The following is a 25199-nucleotide window of genomic DNA, read 5'->3' as shown; positions in this document are numbered from 1 at the left end:
GTATTTAACGGCAATAGGTACTTGTCGGGGCAGTGTTGCTGGGCAGTATAAAAGAGCGCAAACGCGCCAAGGCAAGTACTGCATCCATACAGCACACTCAGATCAAAGCTAAAGCGTCTTTAGCCAGCTAGACATATCATTATGTGTAAAAGTAAAGCCCGATTGCTGTAGCTTACTTGGCACTACTCGCTGGCTAGCCAACAATAACTCTTCAGCCATTTGCCCCATAGCCAGTTTTAAAATAGGTGCAGGGGCAGTAAGGGTTAGTAGAGTATGATAATGCGCGGCTAAGTGTGCTGTTAGTGTTTTGTTAGTAAGCGGTTCGGGCGCAACAATATTGTAAGCGCCGGCTAGCTGAGTATTTTCAATTAAAAATATTAATGCCTTAACGGCATCCTCTAAGGCTATCCAAGAAAACCATTGCTGGCCATTGCCATTTTGCACTGCCACTTTAGCTTTAAAAGGTAAGGCCATCTGGGGAAATGCACCGCCATCATTGGACATGACGACACCAAAGCGCGCCACACAAACCCTAATTGCCTTATGATCAATTAATGGGTTAAGCGCAGCCTCCCACGCAGCACATAAAGTATTCGAATAACAATCAGCAGGCGCTGTACTTTCAGTGATACGTTGATCGCCTTGGCCACCATAAAAACCGATAGCCGAAGCATTAATAAAAGTACCCTCGAATTGTGTTTTCATACAATAGCGAATCAGGCTCTCGACGGCATCGATGCGACTACTCAATAAACGCTCTTTTTGAGCCGATGTCCATCGACCTGCTGCAATAGAGTGCCCCGTCAAATTAATAATAGCCTGATACTTTGAGGGGTGCTCAGTACAGCCTGCCAGTGACGCCCAGGTGATGGGGGTTGCAAATGGTGTCGCTTTCATAATTTTAGAGGCATCACGCCCCACAATATCAACCAAATAGCCTTGATGATGTAGAGCCACCGCAAGATGACGACCAATAAATCCCGATCCACCAGCAATTAATATCGCTTTGGGCAGCCTACGGCTTGTTTCATCTTGAACGGGCTCGGCTGAAGATTGCATTTTGACCACCATTGATTGACTATTGTTATCGATACTCACAACCTAGTACGTACAAAAATGCTTTCTCGATCAACGCCGCTCGGTAAAATAGCGAAAGCGGTTTCACCGGCATCTAAGACGTACAAACTTAATACAATTTCTTTAATTTCTCATCCAACCGAACACCTGATAGTATTTCGATATTAATTCCATCAGATAGTCCGGTCACTACCTCACGCCGTTCGAAATCTTGATCACTCACAGCAACTTCTACAAAATTAGTGCCATTTTCAATAATTAAATTTCCTTCATTGATAGCCAGTACATCAATACGTTCATTCAATACGATATCAGCATTTGCGCTATAACCAGCACGTAAAAAGATGCCTTCTTGCAACTTAACAGCAGCCCTAATATCAAATTTTATCGTACCATGATGATCGTAACCTTTAGGTGCAATATACTCCAGATCGGCCCCAAAGGTATGCTGACCCAGGGCACCAATACTGAGCGATATCGGCATGCCTATTTTTAATTTACCGACTTCCGACTCATCAATTTTACCTTCAAAAATCATATCATTCATATTGGCAATTTGAGCAATCGTTGTACCGGCATTAAAGGTATTGCTTTCAATAACAAAAGTCCCCTCCTTTACCGGCACACTTAACAATAAACCCGATACTGTAGCATACACGATATTAGAGATTTTCCCTCCATGCTTACTGACACCTACCTTGATCAGTGCTACGTTATCCTCTGCTGCCTGCAAGGCTTCTTCCGCCAAATCAAATTGCAGCTTGTATTTATTAAATTCAAACTCAGATATTAATAAAGAATTATGTAGCTTCTTTTGGCGTGCCAAATCCCGCTCAACATTAAGATAGTTAAGCCGTGCTTTTTCTACATTCGACTCGGCATTCCTTAAATATTCTACATCAGGTACTAGTTCGATTCGCGCAATTACATCGCCTTTTTTTACCGCATCACCAGCCTCTACAAGCACCTCTTCAATAACACCTGACACTTTTGATTTCACATCAATTTCTTTGCGTGGTTTAATATTACCTGTCGCAACCGTTTTGACAAAAATATCAGCCATGAGCGGCGTTGCTATTTCATGGACGATGGGATCTTCTTCAGATTTTTGATACAGAAACAATGTAGTCCATACAAAAGTTGCTAACAAACTCAGGCCAAAAAAAACACCTAAAAACTTCTTCATCATTTTTTAATCATCCTGTAATGCTGTAATAGGGTTAACGGCTGCCGCTTTATGTGCGGGTAACAAAGTCGCTAACAATCCAGAAATTATCAATAACACAAGCGCCGTAATGGCCGTTGTAAAGTTGATTGATGGGGCACCAAATCCGGGAATATCAAACTTAACTAACAAGATAGCGAACAACTCCAAGATCGCTACGCCAGCCACTAATCCAATATAACCGGCTAAGGCTGTAATCACTAAAGCCTCTTGTATAATTAAACCCACGATCGAACCACGCGTTGCACCTAACGCTTTACGCAACCCTATTTCGCGTGTTTTTTCTTTGACAACAATTAACATAATATTGCCCACACCAATAACACCTGCCAGCAAAGTTCCCAGCGCTACAAACCAGCTAAAAGCATTAAGACCATTAAATAGCGCCACCACTTTCATATAATTTTTTTCTGTATTGTAATATCCAAAAGCTGTTGTATCTTGCGGGTGCACATGGTGGTATTCCTTGAGCAAAGCCAATGCTTGCTCTTCTACCTTTACCGCTGATACTCCATTTTTAGGCTTAATACGTAAGCTACCAATATACTCAGTTTGGTTAAAAGCTGTGCGTAATGTGCTATTAGGAATCAAAATGCGGGAGTCGTCGCGACGCGAATTTTCACTCGCAATAATTGATTTATAAACGCCAATAATCATGAAATGGATGCCAGCAATTTTTATACTTTGACCTACAGGATCTTCGCCAGGCTCAAAAATTTGCTTGTAAACCTCAGCGCCTAATACCGCAACTTTTCTTTTTTGGTCATAATCATTGGCATTCACAAAGCGGCCTTTAATAGGCGCGTAACCACTGTTAAGTGCAACTTCTGGATGGGTACCGCGAGCCACAAATGTTCCGCTACGCTTGTTATGTACAATATATTGCTCAGCTTGCCAACCGCCAAGCTCGTTAATTTCTACAACAACTTCCGCACCCTCTAATTTTTTCCTCAGCATATCTCGGGCATCAATATTCCAATCCACTCGACGGCCTTTGGCAAAGCCTTTATAAGCGTACTGCGTTGGGCTACCAACCCAAATATAAATAGTATTCGTATTACCCGAAAATCGATCAATAGCACCTTGCTTTAAACTATTACCGGCACCGAGTAGTAGCACTAGCATAAAAATACCCCAAAAAACGCCAAAAGCTGTCAGCCCTGTACGCAATTTGTGGCGACTGAGAGTGTGACCTATTTCCTGCCAGCGATCCAAATCCCACATATTAAGTCTCCTCACGCATAGCTTCGATCGGAGAGATACGTGCAGCTTGCCACGCGGGCACCAGCCCAGCCACGGTACCAACGCAAACCAAAATAAGTAAGGCAACTATAGCAATATGAACATCAACCTCTGGGTGGCTAAAATACGGCAACTCAATACCGTATTCATTAGTCATCCAATTGTATAGTTCCAACAACCCAACCGATAAAACGAGCCCCACATAACCTGCTATTAATGTAACAAGCAATGACTCCGATAATATGGTGTAAATAATTTGACGTGGGTGCGCCCCCAGTGCTTTTCGTATACCAATTTCACGGGTTCGCTCTTTGACCGAAATAATCATAATATTGCTAATCCCGACAATACCCGCCATCAACGTTCCTAAGCCAACAAACCATAAAAATAGGCCAATACCTGTGAAAGTATTATTAATTTCTTCGGTTTCCTTCGCTAGATCAAATAATCGAAGCGCCGTATTATCTTGAGGCGAAATTTTATGGCGCTCTTTCAGCATGCCTAAAATACGCTCACTTAAAGCAACATTATCAACATCGCTATGCGGCACCACAGCAATTGACCCGATGTTTTGACCTTTACCAAATGTTTTTTGAAAGGCAGCAAGCGGCATATAAATTCGCTCACTCATTCGCCCCTCCCAGCCCGAGTCATAAAATACGCCCACTATTTTTACACTAACGCCATTAATAGCTATTTGATGACCTATGGGATTATATTCATTGCCAAATAAACGCTCAGCAACCTTTGTACCTATCACTACAACTTTGCGTGCATCAGCCTCATCCAAGTCATTCAATCTTCTGCCATAGTGATAATTTTGACTTTTTTTTATTTTAAAATAATTAGCACCTGCCCCAAGCACCGAAAAACTACCCGAATGCTGACCATAGGTAACATAAATATCTGCTCTAAAATTGGAACCTAAAGGCTCTTCGGCAGCAATAATATTAATTTCAGGAAATTGATTTTTTAAAAAATCAACGTCAGATTCTTGTAATTTAATGTGGCGCCCTTGCGGCAACCCACGATAAGGTAAAGAGGTTTTATTGCTACTAATCCACATAGACGTTCGCACATCACTACTAAAACTTTGCTCTATACCATTTTTGAGCCCTTGCCCCACACCGAGCAAAAGCACCAACATAAAAATTCCCCAAAATACGCCAAAAGCCGTTAAAAATGTGCGCAACCGATTTTGATTAAGGGTAAACCAAACTTCCTGTAAAGCATCAAGACTCATATTTTATTACCGTACATATTGCACCTAGTCTAATTAAGCCTATTTGAATATCCTATTCACGCTCGACCTGTCCATCCTTTAATAAAATTAATCGCTCGGTTTGCTCTGCTATATCATGCTCATGCGTCACAATCACGATGGTTTTACCTGTGCGATGTACTTCTTTAAAAACGGTCATCACATCATCTGTTGTTGCGCTATCTAATGCGCCTGTTGGTTCGTCAGCTAAAATCATTCTAGGATCTGTAATTAAAGCTCGCGCAATAGCCACGCGCTGCTTTTGCCCGCCAGATAACTCATTGGGCATATTTTTGGTGCGCTCACCAAGGCCTACCATATCCAATAACTTTTCAGCGCGATAATTACGCGCCTTTCGCCCTATTTTTTGGTAGTACAGCGGTAATGCAACATTTTCTAATGCGCTCTTAAACGGGAGTAGATTAAAAGATTGAAATACAAAACCAATAAATCGATTACGCAACTGCGCCGCTTTTGCCTCAGACAACCCTGCCGAAATCACCGTATCACCTAATTGATAGGCGCCGTGATCATAAGTATCTAACAAGCCAAGAATATTGAGCAAGGTAGATTTACCAGAACCGGAGGATCCCATGATCGAAACCATTTCACCATCATCAATCGATAAATTGACGCCTTTTAGCACATGCAGTCGCCTAGAATCACTTGTATAATGTTTGTGTATCCCTTCGAGAGAAATCATAATTAATACAACCCATGGGTGGCCTATTATTTTAATAATCCATGAGTGTACTCACCAAACTTTAGCCCTTCAAGCTTTGCAACATACAATGTATAGATTGGCGCTTGTATTCTATACGACAGTGCTTAGCCTATCGCCAACTGATGATGATTATGTAAAATCACATCCCGCATTCAATCAGCGCTTTATGTAAAAGCCAAATAAGTCACCTGCTATGTTTAAAGCCATCACAAATCCCACTCAATATACCTATGAAGAAAAGCGCAGTGAGTTTATTGCGCATTTATATCCGGTGACTGAGCGCGAACAGCTCATGGAGGCATTAAAGTTAATCAAGATGCAATACCCTGATGCGCGCCATTACTGCTGGGCTTATTTAATAGGAAATCCTCAACAGCCGATAACTGTAGCTTTTAATGATGATGGCGAACCTTCAGGTACAGCGGGAAGGCCAATACTGCATGTACTCACTCAGCGAGGAGCCGGTAATACAGGCGCTATTGTTGTGCGTTATTTTGGTGGTATAAAACTAGGGGCTGGAGGGCTTGTACGTGCTTACGGGCAAGCCATTTCAAAAGCCTTAGATAATGCAAGTTGGCACGATGTGGTACCACAAAAAAATCTAACAATAACAGCCCATTACGAAGACGAACCTCACATACGCCATTATTGCGAAGCCTTTGACGCTCAGGTTACTGACCAAACATACAGTACCGATGTATGTTTGCACTTGATACTGCCAAGCGATCAGCTAGAACAGTTTACATTCGCGATTAATCAAAAAACAGCAGGACGAGCGACTATAAAAATCTATGAATAACATCGATGCACGTTACGCTTTAGTGCTAAGCTGCCATTCAATAGGCTCTATATTATTTGCATGTAGGTATTCGTTTGCCTGCGAAAAATGCTTGCAACCAAAAAAACCACGATAAGCCGATAATGGCGAAGGGTGCGGGGCCTTTAATACGCAATGTTTTTGGGCGTCAATAAACGCCCCCTTTTTTTGTGCGTAGCTACCCCACAGCATGAAAACGACATGCTCACAATGATCATTAACGGCATGTATCACGGCATCGGTAAATTGCTCCCAGCCTTTGCCTTGATGCGAGCCAGCTTTACGCGCTTCAACCGTTAACGTGGCATTAAGCAATAACACACCCTGATCTGCCCACGCTTGTAAATTACCGTGATTGGGCACAGCAAAACCAATATCCTGATGTAGCTCTTTATACATGTTGCGTAGCGACGGCGGAACATCGACACCATAAGGTACCGAAAACGATAAGCCATGGGCTTGCTTGGGGCCGTGATAAGGATCTTGCCCGAGTATCACTACTTTGACATTATCTAGCACGGTAGAATCTAGTGCATTAAAAATTAATTTACCTTCCGGATAAATCGTGCGCTTGGCGCTTTTTTCGCCAAGTAAAAAAGAGCGTAAACTTTGCATATACGGCTTATCAAATTCTGGCTGTAGATATTGCAACCATGACTGATGAAGCTCAACTTGTTTTTTCACCCTGCACCTCTGAGTCATTTAAAAAAAATATCCGTATAAAAAAATACCCACCAAAGGTGGGTACTAAGACATTACGCCTTAATTAATAAGAGTACCGCTTACAGGCTCTCACATAACTAGGCTTCAGGTCGCATATGCGGGAAGAGTAACACATCGCGAATAGACGCCGAATCAGTTAACAGCATCACTAAACGATCAATGCCAATACCTTGCCCTGCTGTGGGCGGTAAACCGTATTCTAATGCGCGTACATAGTCGGCATCATAGTGCATAGCTTCATCATCGCCGGCGTCTTTTTCGGCCACTTGTTTTTGGAAGCGCTCGGCTTGATCTTCAGCATCATTCAATTCAGAAAAACCATTCGCTAGCTCACGACCACCTACAAAAAACTCAAAGCGATCGGTCACAAATGGGTTGTCATCGTTACGGCGTGCCAACGGTGAAACCTCTGCGGGATACTCAGTAATAAAGGTCGGTTGCTCTAATTTATGCTCGGCAACCGCTTCAAATATTTCGATTTGAATTTTACCTAAACCCCAAATAGATTTGCACTCAACACCGACATTTTTAGCCACAGCTTTGGCTTGCTCTAAATCATTGAGTTGCTCAAGCGTAATATCAGTGGTGTGTGCCAAAATAGCCTCAAGCACCGTTAAGCGCTCAAAAGGTTGGGCAAAGTCGTAAGTCACAACTTCAGGCTCTTCACCTTCTTTAGCTGACTTGGTGCTATTGACTTTTGTTGAACCCAATACCGTTTCAGCCATGCCGCGTAGCATATCTTCGGTGAGGTTCATTAAATCTTGGTAGTCGGCGTAAGCTTGGTAAAACTCAAGCATTGTAAATTCAGGATTATGACGCGTGCTCAAACCCTCATTACGGAAATTACGGTTAATTTCATAAACGCGCTCAAAGCCACCTACAACCAAGCGCTTTAAATAAAGCTCTGGAGCAATACGCATATACATATCAATATCTAGAGCGTTGTGATGTGTTTTAAAAGGGCGTGCGGTTGCACCGCCAGGGATTACTTGTAGCATCGGTGTTTCGACTTCTACAAAACTTTTAGCGTTTAAATAGTTGCGAATATACTCAATGACTTTAGAGCGCACCGCAAATAAGTTACGCACCTCTGGGTTCACAATTAAATCAACATAGCGCTGACGATAACGCATTTCTTGGTCTGCAAGGCCGTGAAACTTATCGGGTAATGGACGAAGTGATTTGGTGAGCATTTGAAACTCTTCACAATTGACATACAAATCTCCTTTACCTGACTTATGCAATATTCCCTTAACACCCACAATATCGCCAATATCCCAAGCGCCATCGTTAGCCTTCATCGCTTTTTGAGCGGTTTTATCGGCATATACCTGAATGCGACCACTCACATCTTGCAATACCATAAACGGTCCTCGCTTTGCCATTACACGACCCGCCACAGCGCTGACAAAACCTAGCTCTTCGAGCGCTTCTTTGGTTTTTTCACCGTGGGCTTGCTGTAATTCATCGGCCATATGCGTGCGACGAAATTGATTAGGAAACGCATTACCGCGCTCGCGGATGTTGGCAAGCTTACCGCGGCGCTCAGCAATTAATTTATTTTCATCTGGCGCTTGCGGAGTATTGTTTTTGTCTGACATATTCAAACCATTTTTTCTGTGAGTTGATAGCTGGCGCTTCACGCACAGCCTAACTAAATGAGTCACTTAACTAAGTAAAGAGAACGCTATAAAATCTTAAAGCCCAGCTTTTAAGCTCGCCTCAATAAACAGATTCAGCCCGCCATCCAATACGGCTTGGCAGTTACTGCTTTGCACCGAAGTACGTAGGTCTTTGATGCGGGAGTCATCTAAGACATAGCTGCGAATTTGACTGCCCCAGCCAATATCAGACTTGCTGTCTTCTAGCGCTTGCTTTTCGGCATTGCGCTTCAGCATTTCTTGCTCATACATACGCGCCCGTAGCATTTTCATCGCTTTATCACGGTTAGCATGTTGCGAGCGTTCGCTTTGGCATTGTACAACAACACCTGTTGGCTCATGGGTCAAACGAATTGCTGAATCAGTTTTGTTAACATGCTGACCACCAGCACCACTGGCACGATAGGTATCGACGCGTAAATCAGCAGGGTTAATATCAATATCGATATTATCGTCGATTTCAGGAGAAACAAATACCGACGAAAAAGACGTATGGCGGCGATTGCCCGAATCAAACGGTGACTTACGCACTAAGCGATGCACGCCTGTTTCGGTGCGCAACCAACCAAAAGCGTATTCTCCTTCAAAACGAATAGTGGCACTTTTAATCCCCGCCACATCACCCGCAGAGGCTTCTTCTAGCGTGGTTTTAAAGCCATTAGCTTCGCCCCAACGCAAGTACATACGCAAAATCATCTCGGCCCAATCTTGCGCCTCAGTACCACCAGAGCCCGACTGGATATCGAGATAAGCATTATTGGCATCCATTTCACCCGAAAACATACGGCGAAACTCGAGTGTTGCCAGCTGCGCATCGAGACTTGCCACTTCCGTACGAATTTCTTCTAGGGTGTCTTCATCGCTTTCTTCTACTGCAAAATCGAGCAGCTCACGATTATCGGCAATGCCGACTTCAAGGTTATTAATAGTATTAACAACGGCTTCGAGCGCCGAGCGTTCACGCCCTAGCTCTTGCGCCTTGGCAGGGTCATTCCAAACATCAGGCTCACCAAGGAGTAGCTCTACCTCGTCTAAGCGCTCTTTTTTGACATCATAGTCAAAGGTACCCCCTAAGCACAGCCGTGCGATCGGCCATATCTTTAAGGGCATTTACAATGGGGTTGATCTCCATAAGAGGCTCTCTTGCTTACGTTCTTGAAAGGCCGCGATTGTACCCTTTTTAGCCTCAAATGTCTGGCGTTGTGATCAACCGCTCACAACCTGCAAGCCATCACCGCCAATGCACCACAGCACATCAACAGCGCTCAACCACTTACCCAGAGCAACGCAGACCATAAGCCGCCACCCGTCATCCAAGCACCCAAGCGCTAGGGCTTTCACCGTGAATAGGGGATGGCTATAAAACGCATCGCTCCAACCTAATGCCGCAGAGCCTATACTTGCACGCTCATTAAAGTATGACTTCAGGTGGATTGACCACAACACGACCTATGAACTCATTCAGTGAGCTGGATAATTTCGGGGAAAAGAAACAGAATTTTCAAGTCAAGCCGCTCATTGCATCTCATACGATCAATAATCTAAGGTTCTGCGCTATAAAAACGTCTGATATTGAGCGACACCAGTAATTTAGGCGTAGGCAATAACTGAGGCTTAGCATGACTGATTGTTTGATTTTAGTTGAGCAGAACAACAAGGAGCTGAGCGATTACGGGCTTATTATTTCATAAAGCTGTCTATAGTATTGATAAACAGCAATAAGTCATAGCGCATATATAAGAAGAACAGCTACTAGTCATTGCATGCAATGACTACTTGGTTGCGCCCTTGCGTTTTAGCAGAATATAAGGCTTCATCTGCACGTAAGAAAGCACTATTTAAAGAATCACTTTTAGAGAAAGAGGTTAATCCAATACTAATCGTTACTTGAATATTTTGCACTGTATTGAAATCATAATCTTTAATTAAAAGCCTTAATTTTTCAGCTAAAGCACGCGCTTGTTTCAGGTCATAATGGGTCACTAAAAGAACAAATTCTTCACCACCCCAGCGAGCAAAAACATCATTTTTTCGTACATTTCGTGCAAACACTTGAGCAATTTCATGTAATATTTTATCGCCAGCTACATGCCCAAAATTATCATTAATTTTCTTAAAGTAATCAATATCAATAATCATAAGGCAGCCGTTTAACGCGCCACGACCAAAGAGTTTTTTGAGCGTTTGCATAAAGCCATAACGATTATAGACTTTTGTTAAGCTATCGATATGCGAGAGTTCGCGGTATTTTTCTGACTTCAATTTTAAGGCTTCGGCGTAGTCAGTCAAATCTTTGACTTGCCTAAAATTTTCTTTGGCGACACGCCGCCATCGATACATATGCCATGCCGTTTCTAAAAGCAATCCTAACAACCACGCTAAAATAATACCTAGATATAAATTTTCGGCAGGGATCCACGTTCCTACCAACTCCACCCGCTCAAGCTCTAAGGTATGCTCACCCATAACTGGGGGGACAGGAAAGTCAATACCGAAAGACGTCATGCGATTAAATGCTGGCTTCGCCTGATGGCGATCTACGTTATATTCACTTTTCCACCAATCTGCAACTTGTAACTCACTTAATGCTATTTCTGTACTATGTGATCTTGCCTCAAATTGTGAAAATTCATCGGCAGGAATATTGACCGACATAAACTTATGGGTGTCTCGGTCTTCTAGTACCCCATGCTGCTCATCAAAATTACGAATGTATATACGTAAAGCATGTGCAGGGCCTTTGTATTTAAGCGTTAGACGTAAAAGGCTATAGCCTTCAGCATTAATGAATTGGCTACGAGCGTCCCCCCAATGCACAGCCAGTCCACATACGGGGTGTGCAGGGCTTTTTTTAAAATGGCACAACCAACGAGTCGCACTCTTATCTAGCCATGCCACACTCGACTCGCCCCCCCAGTCTCCATCACTATAGATGTTATAGGTACTATTATCGACGGGGTGCACCGTGATATATCTTGGCGGCAAAAAATAATGGCCCAGCATCACAACAACCGTTGCTATAACAGCGGCAGCACGAATACGCGAAGATGAAGCTAACGCCATTGCATCAGACCTTCTAATGATACTCAGTAAAAAAACGTCACGTTTAAGTGGCAACGATTTGGCCAGTATTTCACGGCTCATCAAACTACCGTCAAATATATATTCCTATGTTCACTAAAGCGTCACTAAAGTCTCACCAAATAATCACTAAAGTCTCACCGAGCCTTAAATAAATCATTAAGTAACTCGTTAGTAAAAATTAAAATATGCTTGGTAAAATTAAAATATTCGACTTAACAAATAGCGACAGAAACTGTGAAATGCAGTATATGTATTTCACAGTAATAACACTTTTAACAATAACACTTTTAACAATAATACTTTTAACAATAGCACTCTTAATCAGCGATGCCTTTAAATATAGGAATACCACTGCTAAAAATATTGATACGGTCTCGCAGTGGTATCACCACTTCCTAACATTCGCTTAAGCATAGTGAATAATGACTCACTGTGCACATGATCAACCACTAACACTATTTAGCGTCGTATTAGCGGATGGGCGCTCGCTAGCGGTGTATTTACGAGCAAGAAATTGTCAAAACGATAGAAGTCCGACCTCGATCGTCGCGCAATGACGAAGAGGGTAAATATTTTTCACCACGGCGCTTAATCTAGAGCGAATGTGCAATGGTATTTGTGCGCCCAATAAAGACATACCAGCGAGCCATCGTAGGGGCATAAATTGAGGGCGAGGGCGCTGAGCGACCCAATTTAGATAGATAGGAGCGTTTTGGGGAGCTTTTTAGTGAGAGCAATTTAATAAAAAAGGGGCGCAAAGCCCCTTTATACACCGCCAGTATTAGCTGGCCACTGTCTGCCAGCATGTTCTTTGTAGCAGTAGATTACCAAATACCAGCCAGCTCGCCTTTTGCTAATGGAATATCAAAACCATACCCCGCCTTACGTGCAATGGCCTGAAGTAAATCCGCATGGCTAGCGCCCTTACCTTCATAGTTACCTGATCCGCTAAAATCTAGTGAGCGCCCCGTATCAAGGCCTGTTCCTTTACCGCCAGCCATCACAAAAGGAATGCGCCAGTGATCATGCAAGTTACCATGCCCAAGCTCTGAGCACAGCAATACAATAGTATTGTCTAATAAGCTGTAACCATCGCCATCAGGCGTATTTGACATTTTTTCGATAAAGGTCGCAATCTCTTGCATCCACCACACTTTACTCTTGCGATGCGTTTCACCGTTAGCATGTGACGCATCGTGATCCGCAAGGCCACCTAAAGGATTTTGTATCGGTGACACAGGATGAGAATACATAAAGCTAATCGCACGTGTCACATCACAAGATAATGCGGCAATCGCAACATCTTGCTGCGCATCAGAAACACGCGCCATGGCGCCCGTTGGGCTATCGTCACGCCAGTCATTACTGCCAATACCCTCGAGGTTGACCATGCCGCAGCTACCACCGCCGCCAGTACCGCTATTACCCGCATCAGCAATCGCTTTAAGCTTGCTCTCGAGCACATTAAAGGCACTCATATGTTGCTCTAAGCGCTCACGCTCTAAGCCACCAAGCTGTTGCTGTAAGCGAACCAAGTCACCTTTGGCACGCTCAAAGGCACGAATATTATCGGCCCCTGTTAAACCAGCCGCCGCACCACCATCATCACTCGCACCACCAAACAACGACTTATAAAGCGCTAATGGGTCGTCTTGGTAGGGTAAGCGAGTCGTGCCTTGGAAACTAATTGATTTATCAGACCATTTACTGGCCAACAATCCCATTTGAATCGATGGTGCTGTTGGCGTGATACCTTTAGAGGCGTTTTCCTCCCCCATTAATACCTCAATAGAAGAGCCGGTAGCTTTTTGGCCAGCCTCGTGACTACCGCTTAAGACTTTCGCCGCACCACCTTCATGTGTAGAGCCATTGCCAATTAAGCCAATGCCATCCATAAACACACAGTGCTGCTTAACTTTTTCTAAAGGTGAGCTCATCGCAGGTAATGCTAAAGAGCCTGCTCTGGGGTGAAACATATCGGGTACGCAGCCATTCGGGTGATAAATACTTAAAAAGCGAATGGGGCGCGCACCATCTGCCGCAGTGGCAGAGTTCGCTAAAATAGAAGCCAAAGGCATTGCTGCCGACGCACCGGTAAGAGCTTTTAATAAATTACGTCTTTTCATGTTGTACTCCTTACTGGCGTTTACTGAGTGATTCGGCTTTGACAATTTCTTTCCAGAGGCTTTTGAGGCTATAGCCTTGATTGGCCCAGCGCTGAGCAGTATTTTGTACTGCGCACACATCCGGATCTTTCACACCATGCATAAAGCTAGAAAATTGATCGACCAAACACGTTGCAGCGCTAGGTGCTTCAGCAAGAATAACACCTAGACCCTTGGTGCCCACGTAGTCCTGATTATCACTATCACTCATCAAGACCAAACCACTTAAGCTACCAGAGTCATCAACAGCCACATTTTGGCCCTCAAATTCGCGATAAGCACCAATTCCGTCATAACGCTCAAACGAAAAACCAATAGGGTCAATTTTTTCATGGCACTCGCGGCAACCGTCATTATCAGTATGCGCAGCAAAGCGCTCACGTGTAGATTTCGTTGGGTCTAACGGCTCAACATCACCCACATTCGCCGGTGGCGTTGGAAAGTCTTGGCACAGTAAGCGGGTTCGCACACCTACACCACGAGCAATAGGAGAGGATTGATCCATTTTGGCGTGAGAGGCTAAAAACGCCGACAAATTCAAAATACCGCCGCGCTGAGCACCTGCTGTTACCTTCATAAAGTTATTAGAACCGACACCATTAATACCATAAAAATTTGCAAGTTTATTATTCACAAAGGTGTAATCAGAGGTGTAAAGGTCTGCAAACTTAGTGTCTTGCCCTAATAACAGATCAGCCAATAACATATCAAACTCAGTTTGCATCGCCTTCGCTAACTCATCATTAAATTCAGGATACTCGCCAGCATCTTTATTTAAGCTAGCAATATCTTCTACATCTAACCATTGTGCAGCAAAATGCACCAGACGCTGGCTGGCTCGCTTATCACCTAATAAACGTGTCATTTGACTGTCAATTTGAGAGGCACTTTGCAAATTATTATTACGTGCGGCTTCAAATAGCCTGTTATCCGGCATTGTGCCCCAAAATGTATAAGACAAGAGGCTAGCCAGCTCCCATGAGGTCAATGTGTAATATGAGCCATCGCGCTCACCCATTTCGCTGCGATAAATAAAGCTTGGTGACATGAGCATCGAGCGAATCACTAAACGCGCGGCATCTTCTTTACTGCTTGTTACAGAGTTAAAGAGCTGGGTGTAGTCTGTCTTTTCATCATTCGTTAACGGACGGCGGAATGCCCGCTCGCCAAATGTTTGGGTGAAGCTTCTGGCACAATCATTATGATTTTGGCCACCGCAAGACATAATACGGTTTAAATTAGCTTCATCCGATAACGCTTCTGCAACAGCCCAATAGCGGTCAATATGAGCATTAGCAGCCACCGAGCCTGCAGCATTGTTATCGTAGCCACGCACTGGCGCAAATTTTAATAAATTGCGCGTGGCTTCGGTTTTGTTATCAAGTGCTAGGAGATCTATCACGGTATGAGTGTATTCATCAGGCGTCAAAATACGTAAACGGCGTGGTAATGGCGTTTCACCGTCGACGCTGCAATCCACCAATACCTGCCAGCCTAAAATATACTCTGCCACATCTTTTGCACAGTCACCTGTACATGTGCCCACACCGCCGTAAGGCATGTCATCGGCAATTTTTTTAGTCAATGTTTGTAGACTGTAATTTTCAACCAAGATTTCTGAGCCTAGCGGGTTCGCTTCGCGATCAACACCTTGGCCGCGATCACCATGGCAACTTTCACAGGCGACTTGATAAATCTCTGAACCGGTTTTACCGGCATAAGGGTTGCTTGGTGCGCTAGAGCCACCACCATTGCCAGCATCGGCTTTCCACGTATCGAGGTAAGCGGCCACATCGGCCGCACACTGGTCTTCACACGCTGTATTGATGGGTGTTGGCATTTCATCGTGTAAATATTTTTGTAAATTGTCTTTAGCTGCCTGCTTAGTTAAAGCCGCCATATCAAATTTAAAGTTACCACCGGTACCCACAGCATTAGAGCCAAAAGCGTTTTTAAGACCATGGCAACCACTACACAGCCCAGACTCATAACGTATTTTGCCTTGTGCCGCATCGCCCACAAATGTCGCGGGTACACTAGAGCTTGAAACAGCTTGAGAGCTAGGCATGCTAGAGCTGGCCGGAGCGGAGCTAACAGGAGCCGCACTAGAGCTAATGGTCGGCGAGTCTGAGCTTTTGGTGCCATCGTCATCACTGACACACCCCGCCAAACCGATCACTAAAGCCGACATCATGCCTGCTGTTTTTAAAAGGCCTGTAACCACTTGCACAGTAGGTACTGGCAGCGAGGCATAGACACTGAATATTTTTTTCACGCGCAACTCCTTAGTCATAAAATATTAGGTTACTGCAAACATCAGTTAAGCGACTCATCAAGCATATGCGTCAACACTACGCTCGTACGCAGTACCTTTAACTGGCTGAATTGAGAGAGTTATGTAAAGGTTGTAGGTAATCCATTTTGAATGGTAGTCATAGCACACCAAAACAACGCATTCATTATTGGTAAACCGCAGCTTAATAAGTATACTTGGCGAGCATAATGATGCTTTAAGCGTCACAAGTAAAATAATGATGCATCAATGAATCCTATTTGTTGCTTGCAACACCCTATTTGTGAACTTGTGCACAAATAGATTCATGGGTCGCGCAGTACATCTCCATCGGTACTGCTGGAACCGCTACCTTATTGGGCCAAAAAGCCAATATGCAGTGCAAACCCTTGTGCGTTGGCATCATTCATACAAGCACCCAAAGCCAAGCCCCAGCCCGCTAAAAATAATAACTTCCCACAGTTAACTAATAAGGTTCTGTTTAATGCGATGTTCACACCGGTATTTAATACTAAAGGTCGCTTTTTCATGACCGAGCTCCATTTAAAGATCGCCACCATAGTACTGAATTAATTAGGCTAAAAATTTGCGGTTGATCAAAGTCTACAAGCACAATGCAAGAGATAAGTCAGCATGTGACCCATGCCTCAATCGCTCTGTGAAGCACTCATTAATATTCCCTTCTGTAATATGTTTTTTTTGCCTAATACCGCATTAAAACACTCTAAAAGGTTTTTTTTAATAGTCTTTTAATCGTTTATCATTTTGGGCGGGGCACCCCAGATGGCTGCGCCACCCATAGCGAAACACAGCTGCCGCAACCTATTCTGGAGCGAATCGTCAATAAATAGCCCGCCTGCTCGGCCAGTGACTTCACAATAAACAACCCCAAGCCAAAGCCTTGCTCAGCCAACGTATTCGCTTGCGAAAAGGGCTGCTTAAATTGCTCGATTTTTTCTGGTGACATGCCAATGCCGGTATCCCACACCTGTAGCAATACACCGCCCTCACTGCGCCTGACACTGAGTAATACTCCACCGCTTGAGGTATAACGCCCAGCATTCACCAATAGGTTATCCAAGATTCGCTGCACAATGACTGGCATGGCATCAAAATGCTGGATTGTGCTTTTAAAGCGCAACATCAGCGGTTTATCTTTAAATGCCGATGCGTGCCGCGCCTCTAAGCTCGCAAAAAGTGCGTGCGTATAGATTTTTTGCCAAGATTGCTCGTAACCGACTTTGCCACTGTTTGTCATGCTTTGCAGTAACTCTTGTGTGTAATTCAATGTATTGACAATATGGTTTTTGGCTGGAGTATTTTTACCTCCATCGACCAAGGCTAAGGCAAAGCGAATGGCGGCAAGGGGTTGATTCAAATCATGTGTTGCGCAGGCTAAATCTAGTGCATTATGTTGCTGCTCAATAAGTACTTCGGCCTTTGCGCGCTCTGCTTGCGCCAGAGCCTGCGCATCACTTAGGCGCTGCTTTAGTTGCTCTTTTAGTGTTTTGCGCAACTCACTTGCTTGGCGCAATAAAGCCGTCGAAAACAAAGCCAAATCGACTATCTGACCAGCACTTAAAAAACTGAACAAGTAATAGCTATAACCTAAATGTAAACCTAGACATTCAAGTGCCAGTAAATAGCTTAATGTACTGTGCAATACCGTACCGGCAAAAAACAAATTAGCCGACGTAAGCCTCTGCTTTTTAGCCCACAGAGCAATAAATACTGGGACTGGTAGCCCCACTAAAGCCGCAGCCGCTAGCAACCAAAAAGCCTCGACAAACACATTGACGATCGCCAAAATAAAAGCGATAACTGCCAGTGCTACCATCAGGCGGTACAAACGCAGATTTAAAGCCTTTAAGTTAAACAGTGACGCACTAAATAAGAAGTAAAAACCATATGTAATCCCTGTAATAAAAGGCATAAAACGTTGATTAAAAATACCATGATCCGGCCATAGATAAGCAAAGTTATAACCAAAAATGTGCCCGACCAGCAAAATCAAACAACCGATATAGCAGCAATAAAAAGCCAATGCCCGCGAAGGTGACGCCAAACACTGAGCAAAGAATAAAACAAAGAAAATAAACAGCGCACCAAAGACAAAACCGCGCGCCAAAGTAAAAGACGACATTTTACTTTGCAGATTGTCATCATCTAAAAGACGTAACGACAATGGGTAATTCGCCATACTCCGATGCTCGAGTAATAGCACCTTTTGTGTTGCTGGCGGTATTTCGAGGGGAATAAACAGTAATGGGTAATGAACTGGCCGCTCATCAAATCGTTGCTTTGCCGATAAAGAAAAAATCGTTTCGAGATTTTCTTCCACCCAGTAAGCCCGCAAAAAAGGCGTACTCGGCAAGCCTGTCGCCAAAGATATCGTTACAGGCTGCGATGTAGGGTTAAACACTTTCAGAACATACCAATGTTTTTTGGCAAAAAAAACAACTTGTCGCTGTCTAAGCGATTTAAACTGGCCCTCTAATAGCGCTTGCACTGGGGACACACCAGACCCATCAGCCCAATAAAAAGCTGGGCCAGCCAGCGACGAGCCTTGGAGGCCAATAGTCACATTAATTGCTGGAAGGTCTTCTCGTAGAGCCTGCACTACTGACATCTTTGCAATAGTGTCATTGGTAGCGATATTATCGTGACTCTCATTGTGATAGTCATTGTGTACGTGAGCAAAGGCCTGAGCACAGCAAGTCATCGCCCACAACAAAAATATACAGCGCCTCAACATAGTGTCATCATCCATAGGCTTATCATTATTCCATTACTCATGGAATCGGGTATTGTGTGTCATCACTTTTTTATACGGGCCAACCCTATGACATTGCCCCAAAACAGCAACAGCAGCAACAGCAACAGCAACAGCAACAATGGTAACAACAGCAATCACAAAACCAACAGCGATACCACAACCCAAAATGCGCCTGCACTGCCTCGCTACCGCGTCATTGTGATTGATGATCATGCACTTTTTAGAAGTTCTTTAGCGATGCTATTAGAGCATGCTTTTGGCTTTGACGTTGTCGCAACCTACAACCACCTAACTCAGGCTCAAAAGGCGTGTGCTGACTACCAACCGGATATCATCATAATGGATTACCATATGCCAGACGGTGACGCTCTCACAACCGGTTTAGCCATTAAAAAGCAGCATCCGCAGTGTCGACTCATTTATTTAACTGGCACCCAGTCAAGCTGGGTACTACAGCAGTTGGTTGCCAGTACAGCAGACGGCGTACTCCATAAAGAGATCAGTCCAGAGGAGCTACATACCGTTTTTGAAAAGCTTTGCGCCGGTGACAAGCTTGTTATTTCAAGCCAAGTACAGCAAAAACTAGCCGCACAGGTACAGCCATTTACAGGTCGTGAGTTTCAAATATTTAGGCTATTGGCGCAAGGACACAGTACCAAGCAAGCCGCTGATCAATTATGTATTTCTACGCGAACAGCCGAAAAACATCGCGAAAACTTATTCAAAAAAGCAGGTGTAAAGAACTTGGCCCAATTGATAGAGCTAGGCTATAAGTGGGAGATGCTCGACTTACGGGCTGGGAGTTAGCTTTGCCAACAAAAAAACCCAGCCAATGGCTGGGTTTTCACGTCTTAGCTGTTCAGTAAAGAGCTAGGCAGAGCCTGGCAATACATTTAAAGCTTCTGCTTTTTTGTTTGCCTCTTCCTCTGCTTTTTTCAACGCATCTGTACGTGCTTTCTCGGCTTCAACATAACGCAGCAAATCTTTTGCATACTTACCATAGCGCTCATCTTTCACTGCTTTTTTCAAACTCGTCACAGCAGAGCCATAACGCTTTAACTGCATTTCGGCATTACCGCGATAAAAATAAGGCTCGCCTGGATTTTTGAGACCGCCTTTTTTGACCGCTTTATTTGCCGCCTCTATTGACTTTGAGTAGTCTTCGGCATCTAAATAAATCGCTGATAGCTGTGCAAATAAGCGCCCATCTTTAGACTTACCTGCTGCTTCTTCCATCACAGGAATAGATTTGTCGATTTCTTGTGATTGACGAAGGGCCGCACCTAAATACTCAAGGTTCTTTTGAGTTCTCTTTAAAGTGCCTGCTTTAAGATGTTTTTCCAGTGCTTTGGCCGCCAAATAAGGTGCCTCTGCCGACTGATATAGCGATGCTAGGTTACGTACTTCAGACTCTTTAGTCATAGCACCCATGACATTTAATGCATCAAGCAAACCACGCTGCTTTGATTCATTACCCGTCATACCGTATAAGCCAGCCAATTGAGCAATATTTTTTGCTTTAGGGTAGTGAATGACAATTTTCTCAGCCACTTTGGTGCCTGATTTAAAATCTTCTTTGTCAACATGCAAAGCCATTTGCAGGCGGTACCAGCCTTCTTTTGGTGTTTCGCCTTTTGCTTCAACATCAGATACAGCTTTAGACGCAAACTTTAACGCCGATACCTTATCGTCCATTTGGTAATACACTTGGGCGAGCATATAGTTATAGTCTTTTGGGATCACACGTGGACATGTCTTTTCCCATTTTTTAAAGGTTGCCATCGCACCTTTGTAATCTTCTAACGATGCCTTTAGCTGGGCAACGGTATAAAGACTTTGCTGCTCTTGAGCAATAGGAATATTAGGTGATAACGCTATGAGTTTTTCATAATAATTAATCGCGCCTTTCGTATTTTCTAACGAGTAGTTAGTAAACGCCGCCCGGTTATACAGCTGTGATTGCTCGTAGGGATTGCAATCATCACAACGGTTAACAATTTTTTGTAACCGCGCCCAGCCTTCTTTGTAATTAGGTTCTGGAGTGACGCCTGTTTTAGGATCTTCGATAGGGCTGATCATTTCATCAACCGGCGCTAATTTTTTAAAAAGCTTCTGGCTTAACGCAGGTAATCGACGTGGCTTTGCAGGCTCGCCGCACCCAGGAAAAGAAGCGGCATAGCCTGTTGCTGGCACAGTAACTAAAGAGCCAAGCAATAACGCAGACGACAATGAGCTGCAAATGAAAGGCCGAGCTAAGGTTTTTTTTAAGAACATATGAATCATCTTTATTAATCCTTCGCCAGCTGGAATATAAATTTATTCAGTACGCCAGGGACTTTTACAGCCACATCATCGACGACTCTAGGCTTATATTTAAACTTACTGGCGGCCTTGATAGACGCACGACCAAATACAGACTGAGGGCAATCATGAACAACGATATCTTCTGTAGTACCAATTTCAGTCACTGTAAATTTCACTGTACAGTAGCCTTCAGTACCGCGGCTCGCTGCACGCGAGGGATATTGAGGTTGAATCTTGGTAATTGGAATCATCTCACCATCACCGCCAAATCCACCGGGACCTGCAATAGTTGGCTTACCAATTTTAGGGCCTGTAATGCTGATACCTTCATTGGTTAAATCAGGTGAAATCTGATCAAAATCGGGCATCTCAGGTGGTGGTTCATCCACTTCCTCGGGGCGATTCGGCTTACTGGTATCGTACTCTGTCGTGATTTCACGCTCGGGCATTACAATATCAGGGATTTTGTACTTCTTAACCTCGCCGGGTGGCTTGATATTCGTCTGAATTAAAATGTGCATCAATAGGACCAGCGCAGCGGTAATCACTGCGCCCAATGCACCTGAAAATATGAATCTCACCATACTCATGGGCTTTGTCCTTATTGCTTATTGGTTGCGATGGAAATGTCAGCCACGCCGACTTCGCGCGCTTTTTGCGCCACGATATTAAGCATCTTGATAGTAGATTTACTATCAGCTTGAATCACAACAGGGCTTTTGGGGTTTTCAGCGATCAATAGTTCAATCTGATCTTTGACCAAAGACTCGTCAATTTCATTCTTGTCGATCCATATTTTATCGTCGTTATCTACAGCGATAAGGATCTTAGAGTTTTTATAGTCTGATGTTGTTGCGTCAGGGCGTTCAACCTCAACACCAGGCTCTTTAATGAAGGTCGCCGTCACGATGAAGAAGATCAACATGATAAAAACCACGTCAAGCATTGGCGTTAAATCAATGGCGCCTGCGTCATCATCGGTAGCGGAATTTTGTCTGCTCATGGCTACTCTCTTTTATATCGGCTTGCAAACAGACTAAATACATTACACTCTGTTTGCAAGCTCTGCTCAATGGCTCAAATAACTAAAACAACAACGGCTGCCTTAGTGATCCATTGTCATGTGATCTTCAAGCAGCTGGCTTTCGCGGTTGGCAATTTGGTTCACAATTGTGCTACCAAATACACCAGAAATCGCCGCTACCATGCCAGCCATAGTAGGAATAGTTGCTTGTTTTACCCCGCCAGCCATGGATTTTGCATCCGCGCCGCCAGAGGTTGCAAGAACGTTAAATACTTCGATCATACCTACAACCGTACCTAATAAACCAAACAAAGGACATAATGCCACTAAAGTGCCAATGACATCTAGATTAAGTCGAATTTGCTCAGTTACACGCGAAATCATCGCAGTACGGATCTGGTGCGCGTTCCAAGATTTACGCTCGGCCCGCGCATCCCAGTGCGCAATGGTACCGTTTACAGTTTTACGCAGTGTTGCTTTGTAAAACCATAAACGTTCAAAGATCAACGTCCACATGACACAAGTAACTGCTGCAATTACCATCAAGATAGGACCGCCTGAATCAACAAACGTCTCGACGGTAGATAATGCTGCTAGTACATCATTCATTGTGGAGTCCTCAAATTAGCGCTCAGATTTTTCGGCAATTAAACCGGCACTTTGCTCTTCGAGGGTATGAATAATACTCTTCGCTTTACCACTCAAGATGGTATGGAAGAATACCGTTGGAATAGCCACAACCAAACCAAGTACAGTCGTTACCAATGCACCCGAGATACCACCAGCCATAAGCTTAGGATCACCAGCACCAAAGTCGGTAATTGCTTGGAAGGTTTGAATCATACCCACAACAGTACCTAAAAGACCCATCAAAGGTGCAACCATGGATACAATCTTCACCATGTTCAAGCCACTTTCAATACTTGGACGCTCTTTGAGCACCGCTTCTTCAAGCTTAAGCTCAAGCGACTCGGTATCACAGTTAGGGTTATCTTCTGCGATTTTAAGTACGCGACCTAATGGGTTGTTTGTTTTGGCACTGCTAGCTTTAAGCTGACTGCGAACTTTTGCACCCGTGATCGTTAATGAGATCAACTTCCAAATACTTAATAAGAAGCCAATACCACCTAAGCCAAATAGGATAATTTTACCAACCAAACCGCCTTGCTCAATGCGCTCTTTCAAGTCTGGACGGTCGATCATGATTTGCATGATTTGACCACCTAGAGGCAATGTAGGATCAACAGAAGCTGCTACTAAACCACTGGTTGCATTTTGTACAGCTGTAGGGTCAGCTAATTCGCTAGGCTGGCGTGGTGGTACGGTGATTGAGCCTTTTTCGAAGAATAAGTACTCGCCGTTAGACAACACGCCATAATTACCAATACGCACAACTTCACGCTGGCTAACTACACCCGCTGCATCAGCAACGCTGGTAGTAAACTTAACCACCTTGCTTGCCTGTACGGTTTCGAATTGAATTTCGTAAAATAGCTTCTCAATTTCAGCAACTGTAGGGAGCTTAGTCTCGCTGTTCATTTTCTCGATCAAATCAAGCGCGAACTTGTCACGACCAGGATATTGAACACTGACTAAAGAGTTGCCTAAGCCTGAACGATAATCATCAGCCGCTGAACTTAAGTGGCCGAAGAGCTCTTTAAGGGCACCTAAGCTATTATCTAATTGCTCACGCTTGGCCTTAATCTCCAAATCTTGCTCGGCATACTTAGCCTCTAGCTCACTGGAGCGTTTTTCTTCGGCGGCGCGTGTTGCATTGGCTTGTGCAAGCAAGTTTGCGCGGTTGTTCTTTTGTGATAAAAAGTCAGACTCACGCTTTTTGTGTTCACGGCTTTCAGCGACTTTGCTGTTTTTCATCATTTGCAAAAGCTGGTCAAGCGAAGTGGCTTTGTCGTCTTGCGCAAAAGTGCTGGCAGTCATTGCACACAAAGCACCACCGGCCACTACAGCCATTATGTGTTTGTAAAGTGATTTCATTGTGCGGCCTCCGGTGCAGAAACAGGCAGGGCAAGGATACCGTTAGACGCTTTTTTCTGCGCCATACGAACACCGTTATAAACAGTTGCAGCATACTCATCAGCAGGTAATACAACCCACTTGTTTAAGCTGCGATCCCAAGCACCAGTCATGGACATATCAGCTGTTTGGAACATTAGAGACACGCGACCGATAGCTAAGATGCTAACATCAATGTCTTGACCATCAACATTGATGCTGTCGGTATAGGTATCTACTTTGCGCGCATATTCAGCTTCGATATTGTACAGCTCAATCGCTTGACGGAACTTCTCAGCCACGGTGATTTTTGCGCTATCAAGGTTAGCACGCTGATTGGCGATACGCTCTAAACGCAATTCTTTTTTATAGGGTGCATCTAACTCAACAAATTGCTCCATAGCATCGAGCATACGGATAATGAGTGGCGGCACTTCGCGCTGAATAACAGTTACGTTAGAAATGGCATCATCCAATTCAGCCAAAGCAGCACGCTGCGCACTCAATTGTTTTTCCATTTGCTTGTTATAAACACGTAAACCATCAATTTGCTTATTCACTGTTTTAAATTGTGAAATAAGGTCTGCGGTTTGATCTTGTAGTTTGTTGATACGCACTTGAGATGCGCGAGCAGCATCTACTTTAGTTTGTCCAACAGACAAAATACCATTCAGGTTTTGATCGGCCTGGGCGGCGCCAGCCAGAAGCGCTCCGGCTGAAATTACTGTGGACAGAGCCACAGCTTTCATTCGCTGCTTTTTCATATTCCCCCCAATCGGGCGCATGCATGATTTGAATTTGGTGCAACAG

General features: G+C 44.0%; 22 protein-coding genes. 2 read left to right on the top strand and 20 right to left on the bottom strand.

What is annotated here, in order from left to right; genetic code table 11:
* Positions 1 to 108: 108 nt before the first annotated feature.
* The 5 genes from AC438_RS12310 to AC438_RS12290 form a co-directional block, all read right to left on the bottom strand.
* A complete protein-coding gene (locus tag AC438_RS12310) occupies positions 109 to 1059 on the bottom strand; it encodes a TIGR01777 family oxidoreductase (RefSeq protein WP_054112477.1) in 951 nt (316 codons plus the stop codon).
* Positions 1060 to 1186: 127 nt separating this feature from the next.
* Positions 1187 to 2266 (bottom strand): efflux RND transporter periplasmic adaptor subunit, encoded by a 1080-nt coding sequence (locus tag AC438_RS12305; protein WP_238376386.1) that lies wholly within the window; start codon positions 2264 to 2266, stop codon positions 1187 to 1189.
* Positions 2267 to 2269: 3 nt separating this feature from the next.
* A complete protein-coding gene (locus AC438_RS12300) occupies positions 2270 to 3526 on the bottom strand; it encodes an ABC transporter permease (RefSeq protein WP_053981561.1) in 1257 nt (418 codons plus the stop codon).
* A gap of 1 nt (position 3527) precedes the next feature.
* Positions 3528 to 4787, bottom strand: coding sequence for an ABC transporter permease (locus tag AC438_RS12295; RefSeq protein WP_053981560.1), 1260 nt, complete (start codon positions 4785 to 4787; stop codon positions 3528 to 3530).
* Positions 4788 to 4839: 52 nt separating this feature from the next.
* Positions 4840 to 5508, bottom strand: coding sequence for an ABC transporter ATP-binding protein (locus AC438_RS12290; protein WP_053981559.1), 669 nt, complete (start codon positions 5506 to 5508; stop codon positions 4840 to 4842).
* Between the two features lie 214 nt (positions 5509 to 5722).
* On the opposite strand from AC438_RS12290, the gene AC438_RS12285 reads away from it, so the two are divergent.
* The gene (locus tag AC438_RS12285) at positions 5723 to 6328 is read left to right on the top strand and encodes a YigZ family protein (protein ID WP_053981558.1); all 606 of its coding nucleotides are present in this window, start codon (positions 5723 to 5725) and stop codon (positions 6326 to 6328) included.
* 12 nt (positions 6329 to 6340) lie between these two features.
* Here AC438_RS12285 and ung read toward each other — a convergent pair whose 3' ends face one another.
* The 9 genes from ung to AC438_RS12235 all read right to left on the bottom strand — a co-directional run bounded on the left by ung (position 6341) and on the right by AC438_RS12235 (position 18892).
* Complete coding sequence (ung, locus tag AC438_RS12280) at positions 6341 to 7030, bottom strand: uracil-DNA glycosylase (RefSeq protein ID WP_238376385.1); 690 nt, start codon at positions 7028 to 7030, stop codon at positions 6341 to 6343.
* Between the two features lie 116 nt (positions 7031 to 7146).
* Complete coding sequence (gene lysS / locus AC438_RS12275) at positions 7147 to 8670, bottom strand: lysine--tRNA ligase (protein ID WP_053981573.1); 1524 nt, start codon at positions 8668 to 8670, stop codon at positions 7147 to 7149.
* 96 nt (positions 8671 to 8766) lie between these two features.
* Positions 8767 to 9862 (bottom strand): peptide chain release factor 2 gene (gene prfB, locus AC438_RS12270; protein WP_156312394.1). Its coding sequence is split into 2 segments (ribosomal slippage): positions 8767 to 9789 and positions 9791 to 9862, totalling 1095 coding nucleotides; the frame shifts between segments, so codons are not numbered across the junction.
* A 74-nt stretch (positions 9863 to 9936) separates the two neighbouring features.
* Positions 9937 to 10176, bottom strand: a complete 240-nt coding sequence (locus tag AC438_RS12265) for a hypothetical protein (RefSeq protein WP_053981556.1) — start codon at positions 10174 to 10176, stop codon at positions 9937 to 9939.
* A 306-nt stretch (positions 10177 to 10482) separates the two neighbouring features.
* Positions 10483 to 11874, bottom strand: a complete 1392-nt coding sequence (locus AC438_RS12260; RefSeq protein WP_053981555.1) for a GGDEF domain-containing protein — start codon at positions 11872 to 11874, stop codon at positions 10483 to 10485.
* A gap of 764 nt (positions 11875 to 12638) precedes the next feature.
* Positions 12639 to 13940 carry a DUF1552 domain-containing protein gene (locus AC438_RS12250; protein WP_053981553.1) on the bottom strand — a complete coding sequence of 434 codons (1302 nt, stop codon included), beginning with the start codon at positions 13938 to 13940 and terminating at the stop codon, positions 12639 to 12641.
* A gap of 10 nt (positions 13941 to 13950) precedes the next feature.
* Positions 13951 to 16254, bottom strand: coding sequence for a DUF1592 domain-containing protein (locus AC438_RS12245; RefSeq protein ID WP_053981552.1), 2304 nt, complete (start codon positions 16252 to 16254; stop codon positions 13951 to 13953).
* A gap of 371 nt (positions 16255 to 16625) precedes the next feature.
* On the bottom strand, positions 16626 to 16802 hold the full coding sequence (locus tag AC438_RS12240; protein ID WP_156312395.1) for a hypothetical protein: 177 nt from the start codon (positions 16800 to 16802) through the stop codon (positions 16626 to 16628).
* Between the two features lie 230 nt (positions 16803 to 17032).
* On the bottom strand, positions 17033 to 18892 hold the full coding sequence (locus tag AC438_RS12235; protein WP_162230738.1) for a sensor histidine kinase: 1860 nt from the start codon (positions 18890 to 18892) through the stop codon (positions 17033 to 17035).
* A gap of 42 nt (positions 18893 to 18934) precedes the next feature.
* Between AC438_RS12235 and AC438_RS12230 the strand changes: the two genes are divergently transcribed.
* Positions 18935 to 19855, top strand: coding sequence for a response regulator transcription factor (locus tag AC438_RS12230; RefSeq protein ID WP_162230737.1), 921 nt, complete (start codon positions 18935 to 18937; stop codon positions 19853 to 19855).
* A 63-nt stretch (positions 19856 to 19918) separates the two neighbouring features.
* Here the strand turns inward: AC438_RS12230 and AC438_RS12225 are convergent, their stop codons facing one another.
* The 6 genes from AC438_RS12225 to AC438_RS12200 all read right to left on the bottom strand — a co-directional run bounded on the left by AC438_RS12225 (position 19919) and on the right by AC438_RS12200 (position 25153).
* Complete coding sequence (locus tag AC438_RS12225) at positions 19919 to 21322, bottom strand: tetratricopeptide repeat protein (protein ID WP_053981548.1); 1404 nt, start codon at positions 21320 to 21322, stop codon at positions 19919 to 19921.
* 14 nt (positions 21323 to 21336) lie between these two features.
* A complete protein-coding gene (locus AC438_RS12220) occupies positions 21337 to 21942 on the bottom strand; it encodes an energy transducer TonB (protein WP_053981547.1) in 606 nt (201 codons plus the stop codon).
* 11 nt (positions 21943 to 21953) lie between these two features.
* Entirely contained in the window at positions 21954 to 22355 is a 402-nt protein-coding gene (locus tag AC438_RS12215; RefSeq protein WP_053981546.1) for an ExbD/TolR family protein, read from the bottom strand.
* A gap of 102 nt (positions 22356 to 22457) precedes the next feature.
* Complete coding sequence (locus AC438_RS12210; RefSeq protein ID WP_053981545.1) at positions 22458 to 22985, bottom strand: MotA/TolQ/ExbB proton channel family protein; 528 nt, start codon at positions 22983 to 22985, stop codon at positions 22458 to 22460.
* A gap of 15 nt (positions 22986 to 23000) precedes the next feature.
* Positions 23001 to 24371 carry a MotA/TolQ/ExbB proton channel family protein gene (locus AC438_RS12205; protein ID WP_053981544.1) on the bottom strand — a complete coding sequence of 457 codons (1371 nt, stop codon included), beginning with the start codon at positions 24369 to 24371 and terminating at the stop codon, positions 23001 to 23003.
* Positions 24368 to 25153 carry a DUF3450 domain-containing protein gene (locus AC438_RS12200; RefSeq protein WP_053981543.1) on the bottom strand — a complete coding sequence of 262 codons (786 nt, stop codon included), beginning with the start codon at positions 25151 to 25153 and terminating at the stop codon, positions 24368 to 24370. Before AC438_RS12200 ends, AC438_RS12205 begins: the two co-directional genes overlap by 4 nt.
* Between the last annotated feature and the right edge of the window lie 46 nt (positions 25154 to 25199).

This window comes from Marinagarivorans algicola, assembly GCF_001292705.1.
In the GTDB taxonomy this organism is placed as follows: Bacteria; Pseudomonadota; Gammaproteobacteria; order Pseudomonadales; family Cellvibrionaceae; genus Marinagarivorans; species Marinagarivorans algicola.
Note: the sequence above shows the minus strand (reverse complement) of the source record. Positions and strands in the feature narration are given on the sequence as shown.

Coding starts and splice junctions, on each gene's coding strand:
- AC438_RS12305 (WP_238376386.1), bottom strand. CDS start 2,266: ATGATGAAGAAGTTTTTAGGTGTTTTTTTTGGCCTGAGTTTGTTAGCA.
- AC438_RS12295 (WP_053981560.1), bottom strand. CDS start 4,787: ATGAGTCTTGATGCTTTACAGGAAGTTTGGTTTACCCTTAATCAAAAT.
- AC438_RS12300 (WP_053981561.1), bottom strand. CDS start 3,526: ATGTGGGATTTGGATCGCTGGCAGGAAATAGGTCACACTCTCAGTCGC.
- AC438_RS12290 (WP_053981559.1), bottom strand. CDS start 5,508: ATGATTTCTCTCGAAGGGATACACAAACATTATACAAGTGATTCTAGG.
- AC438_RS12250 (WP_053981553.1), bottom strand. CDS start 13,940: ATGAAAAGACGTAATTTATTAAAAGCTCTTACCGGTGCGTCGGCAGCA.
- AC438_RS12220 (WP_053981547.1), bottom strand. CDS start 21,942: ATGAGTATGGTGAGATTCATATTTTCAGGTGCATTGGGCGCAGTGATT.
- AC438_RS12225 (WP_053981548.1), bottom strand. CDS start 21,322: ATGTTCTTAAAAAAAACCTTAGCTCGGCCTTTCATTTGCAGCTCATTG.
- AC438_RS12215 (WP_053981546.1), bottom strand. CDS start 22,355: ATGAGCAGACAAAATTCCGCTACCGATGATGACGCAGGCGCCATTGAT.
- AC438_RS12200 (WP_053981543.1), bottom strand. CDS start 25,153: ATGAAAAAGCAGCGAATGAAAGCTGTGGCTCTGTCCACAGTAATTTCA.
- AC438_RS12310 (WP_054112477.1), bottom strand. CDS start 1,059: ATGCAATCTTCAGCCGAGCCCGTTCAAGATGAAACAAGCCGTAGGCTG.
- AC438_RS12210 (WP_053981545.1), bottom strand. CDS start 22,985: ATGAATGATGTACTAGCAGCATTATCTACCGTCGAGACGTTTGTTGAT.
- AC438_RS12205 (WP_053981544.1), bottom strand. CDS start 24,371: ATGAAATCACTTTACAAACACATAATGGCTGTAGTGGCCGGTGGTGCT.
- AC438_RS12285 (WP_053981558.1), top strand. CDS start 5,723: ATGTTTAAAGCCATCACAAATCCCACTCAATATACCTATGAAGAAAAG.
- AC438_RS12260 (WP_053981555.1), bottom strand. CDS start 11,874: ATGAGCCGTGAAATACTGGCCAAATCGTTGCCACTTAAACGTGACGTT.
- AC438_RS12240 (WP_156312395.1), bottom strand. CDS start 16,802: ATGAAAAAGCGACCTTTAGTATTAAATACCGGTGTGAACATCGCATTA.
- lysS (WP_053981573.1), bottom strand. CDS start 8,670: ATGTCAGACAAAAACAATACTCCGCAAGCGCCAGATGAAAATAAATTA.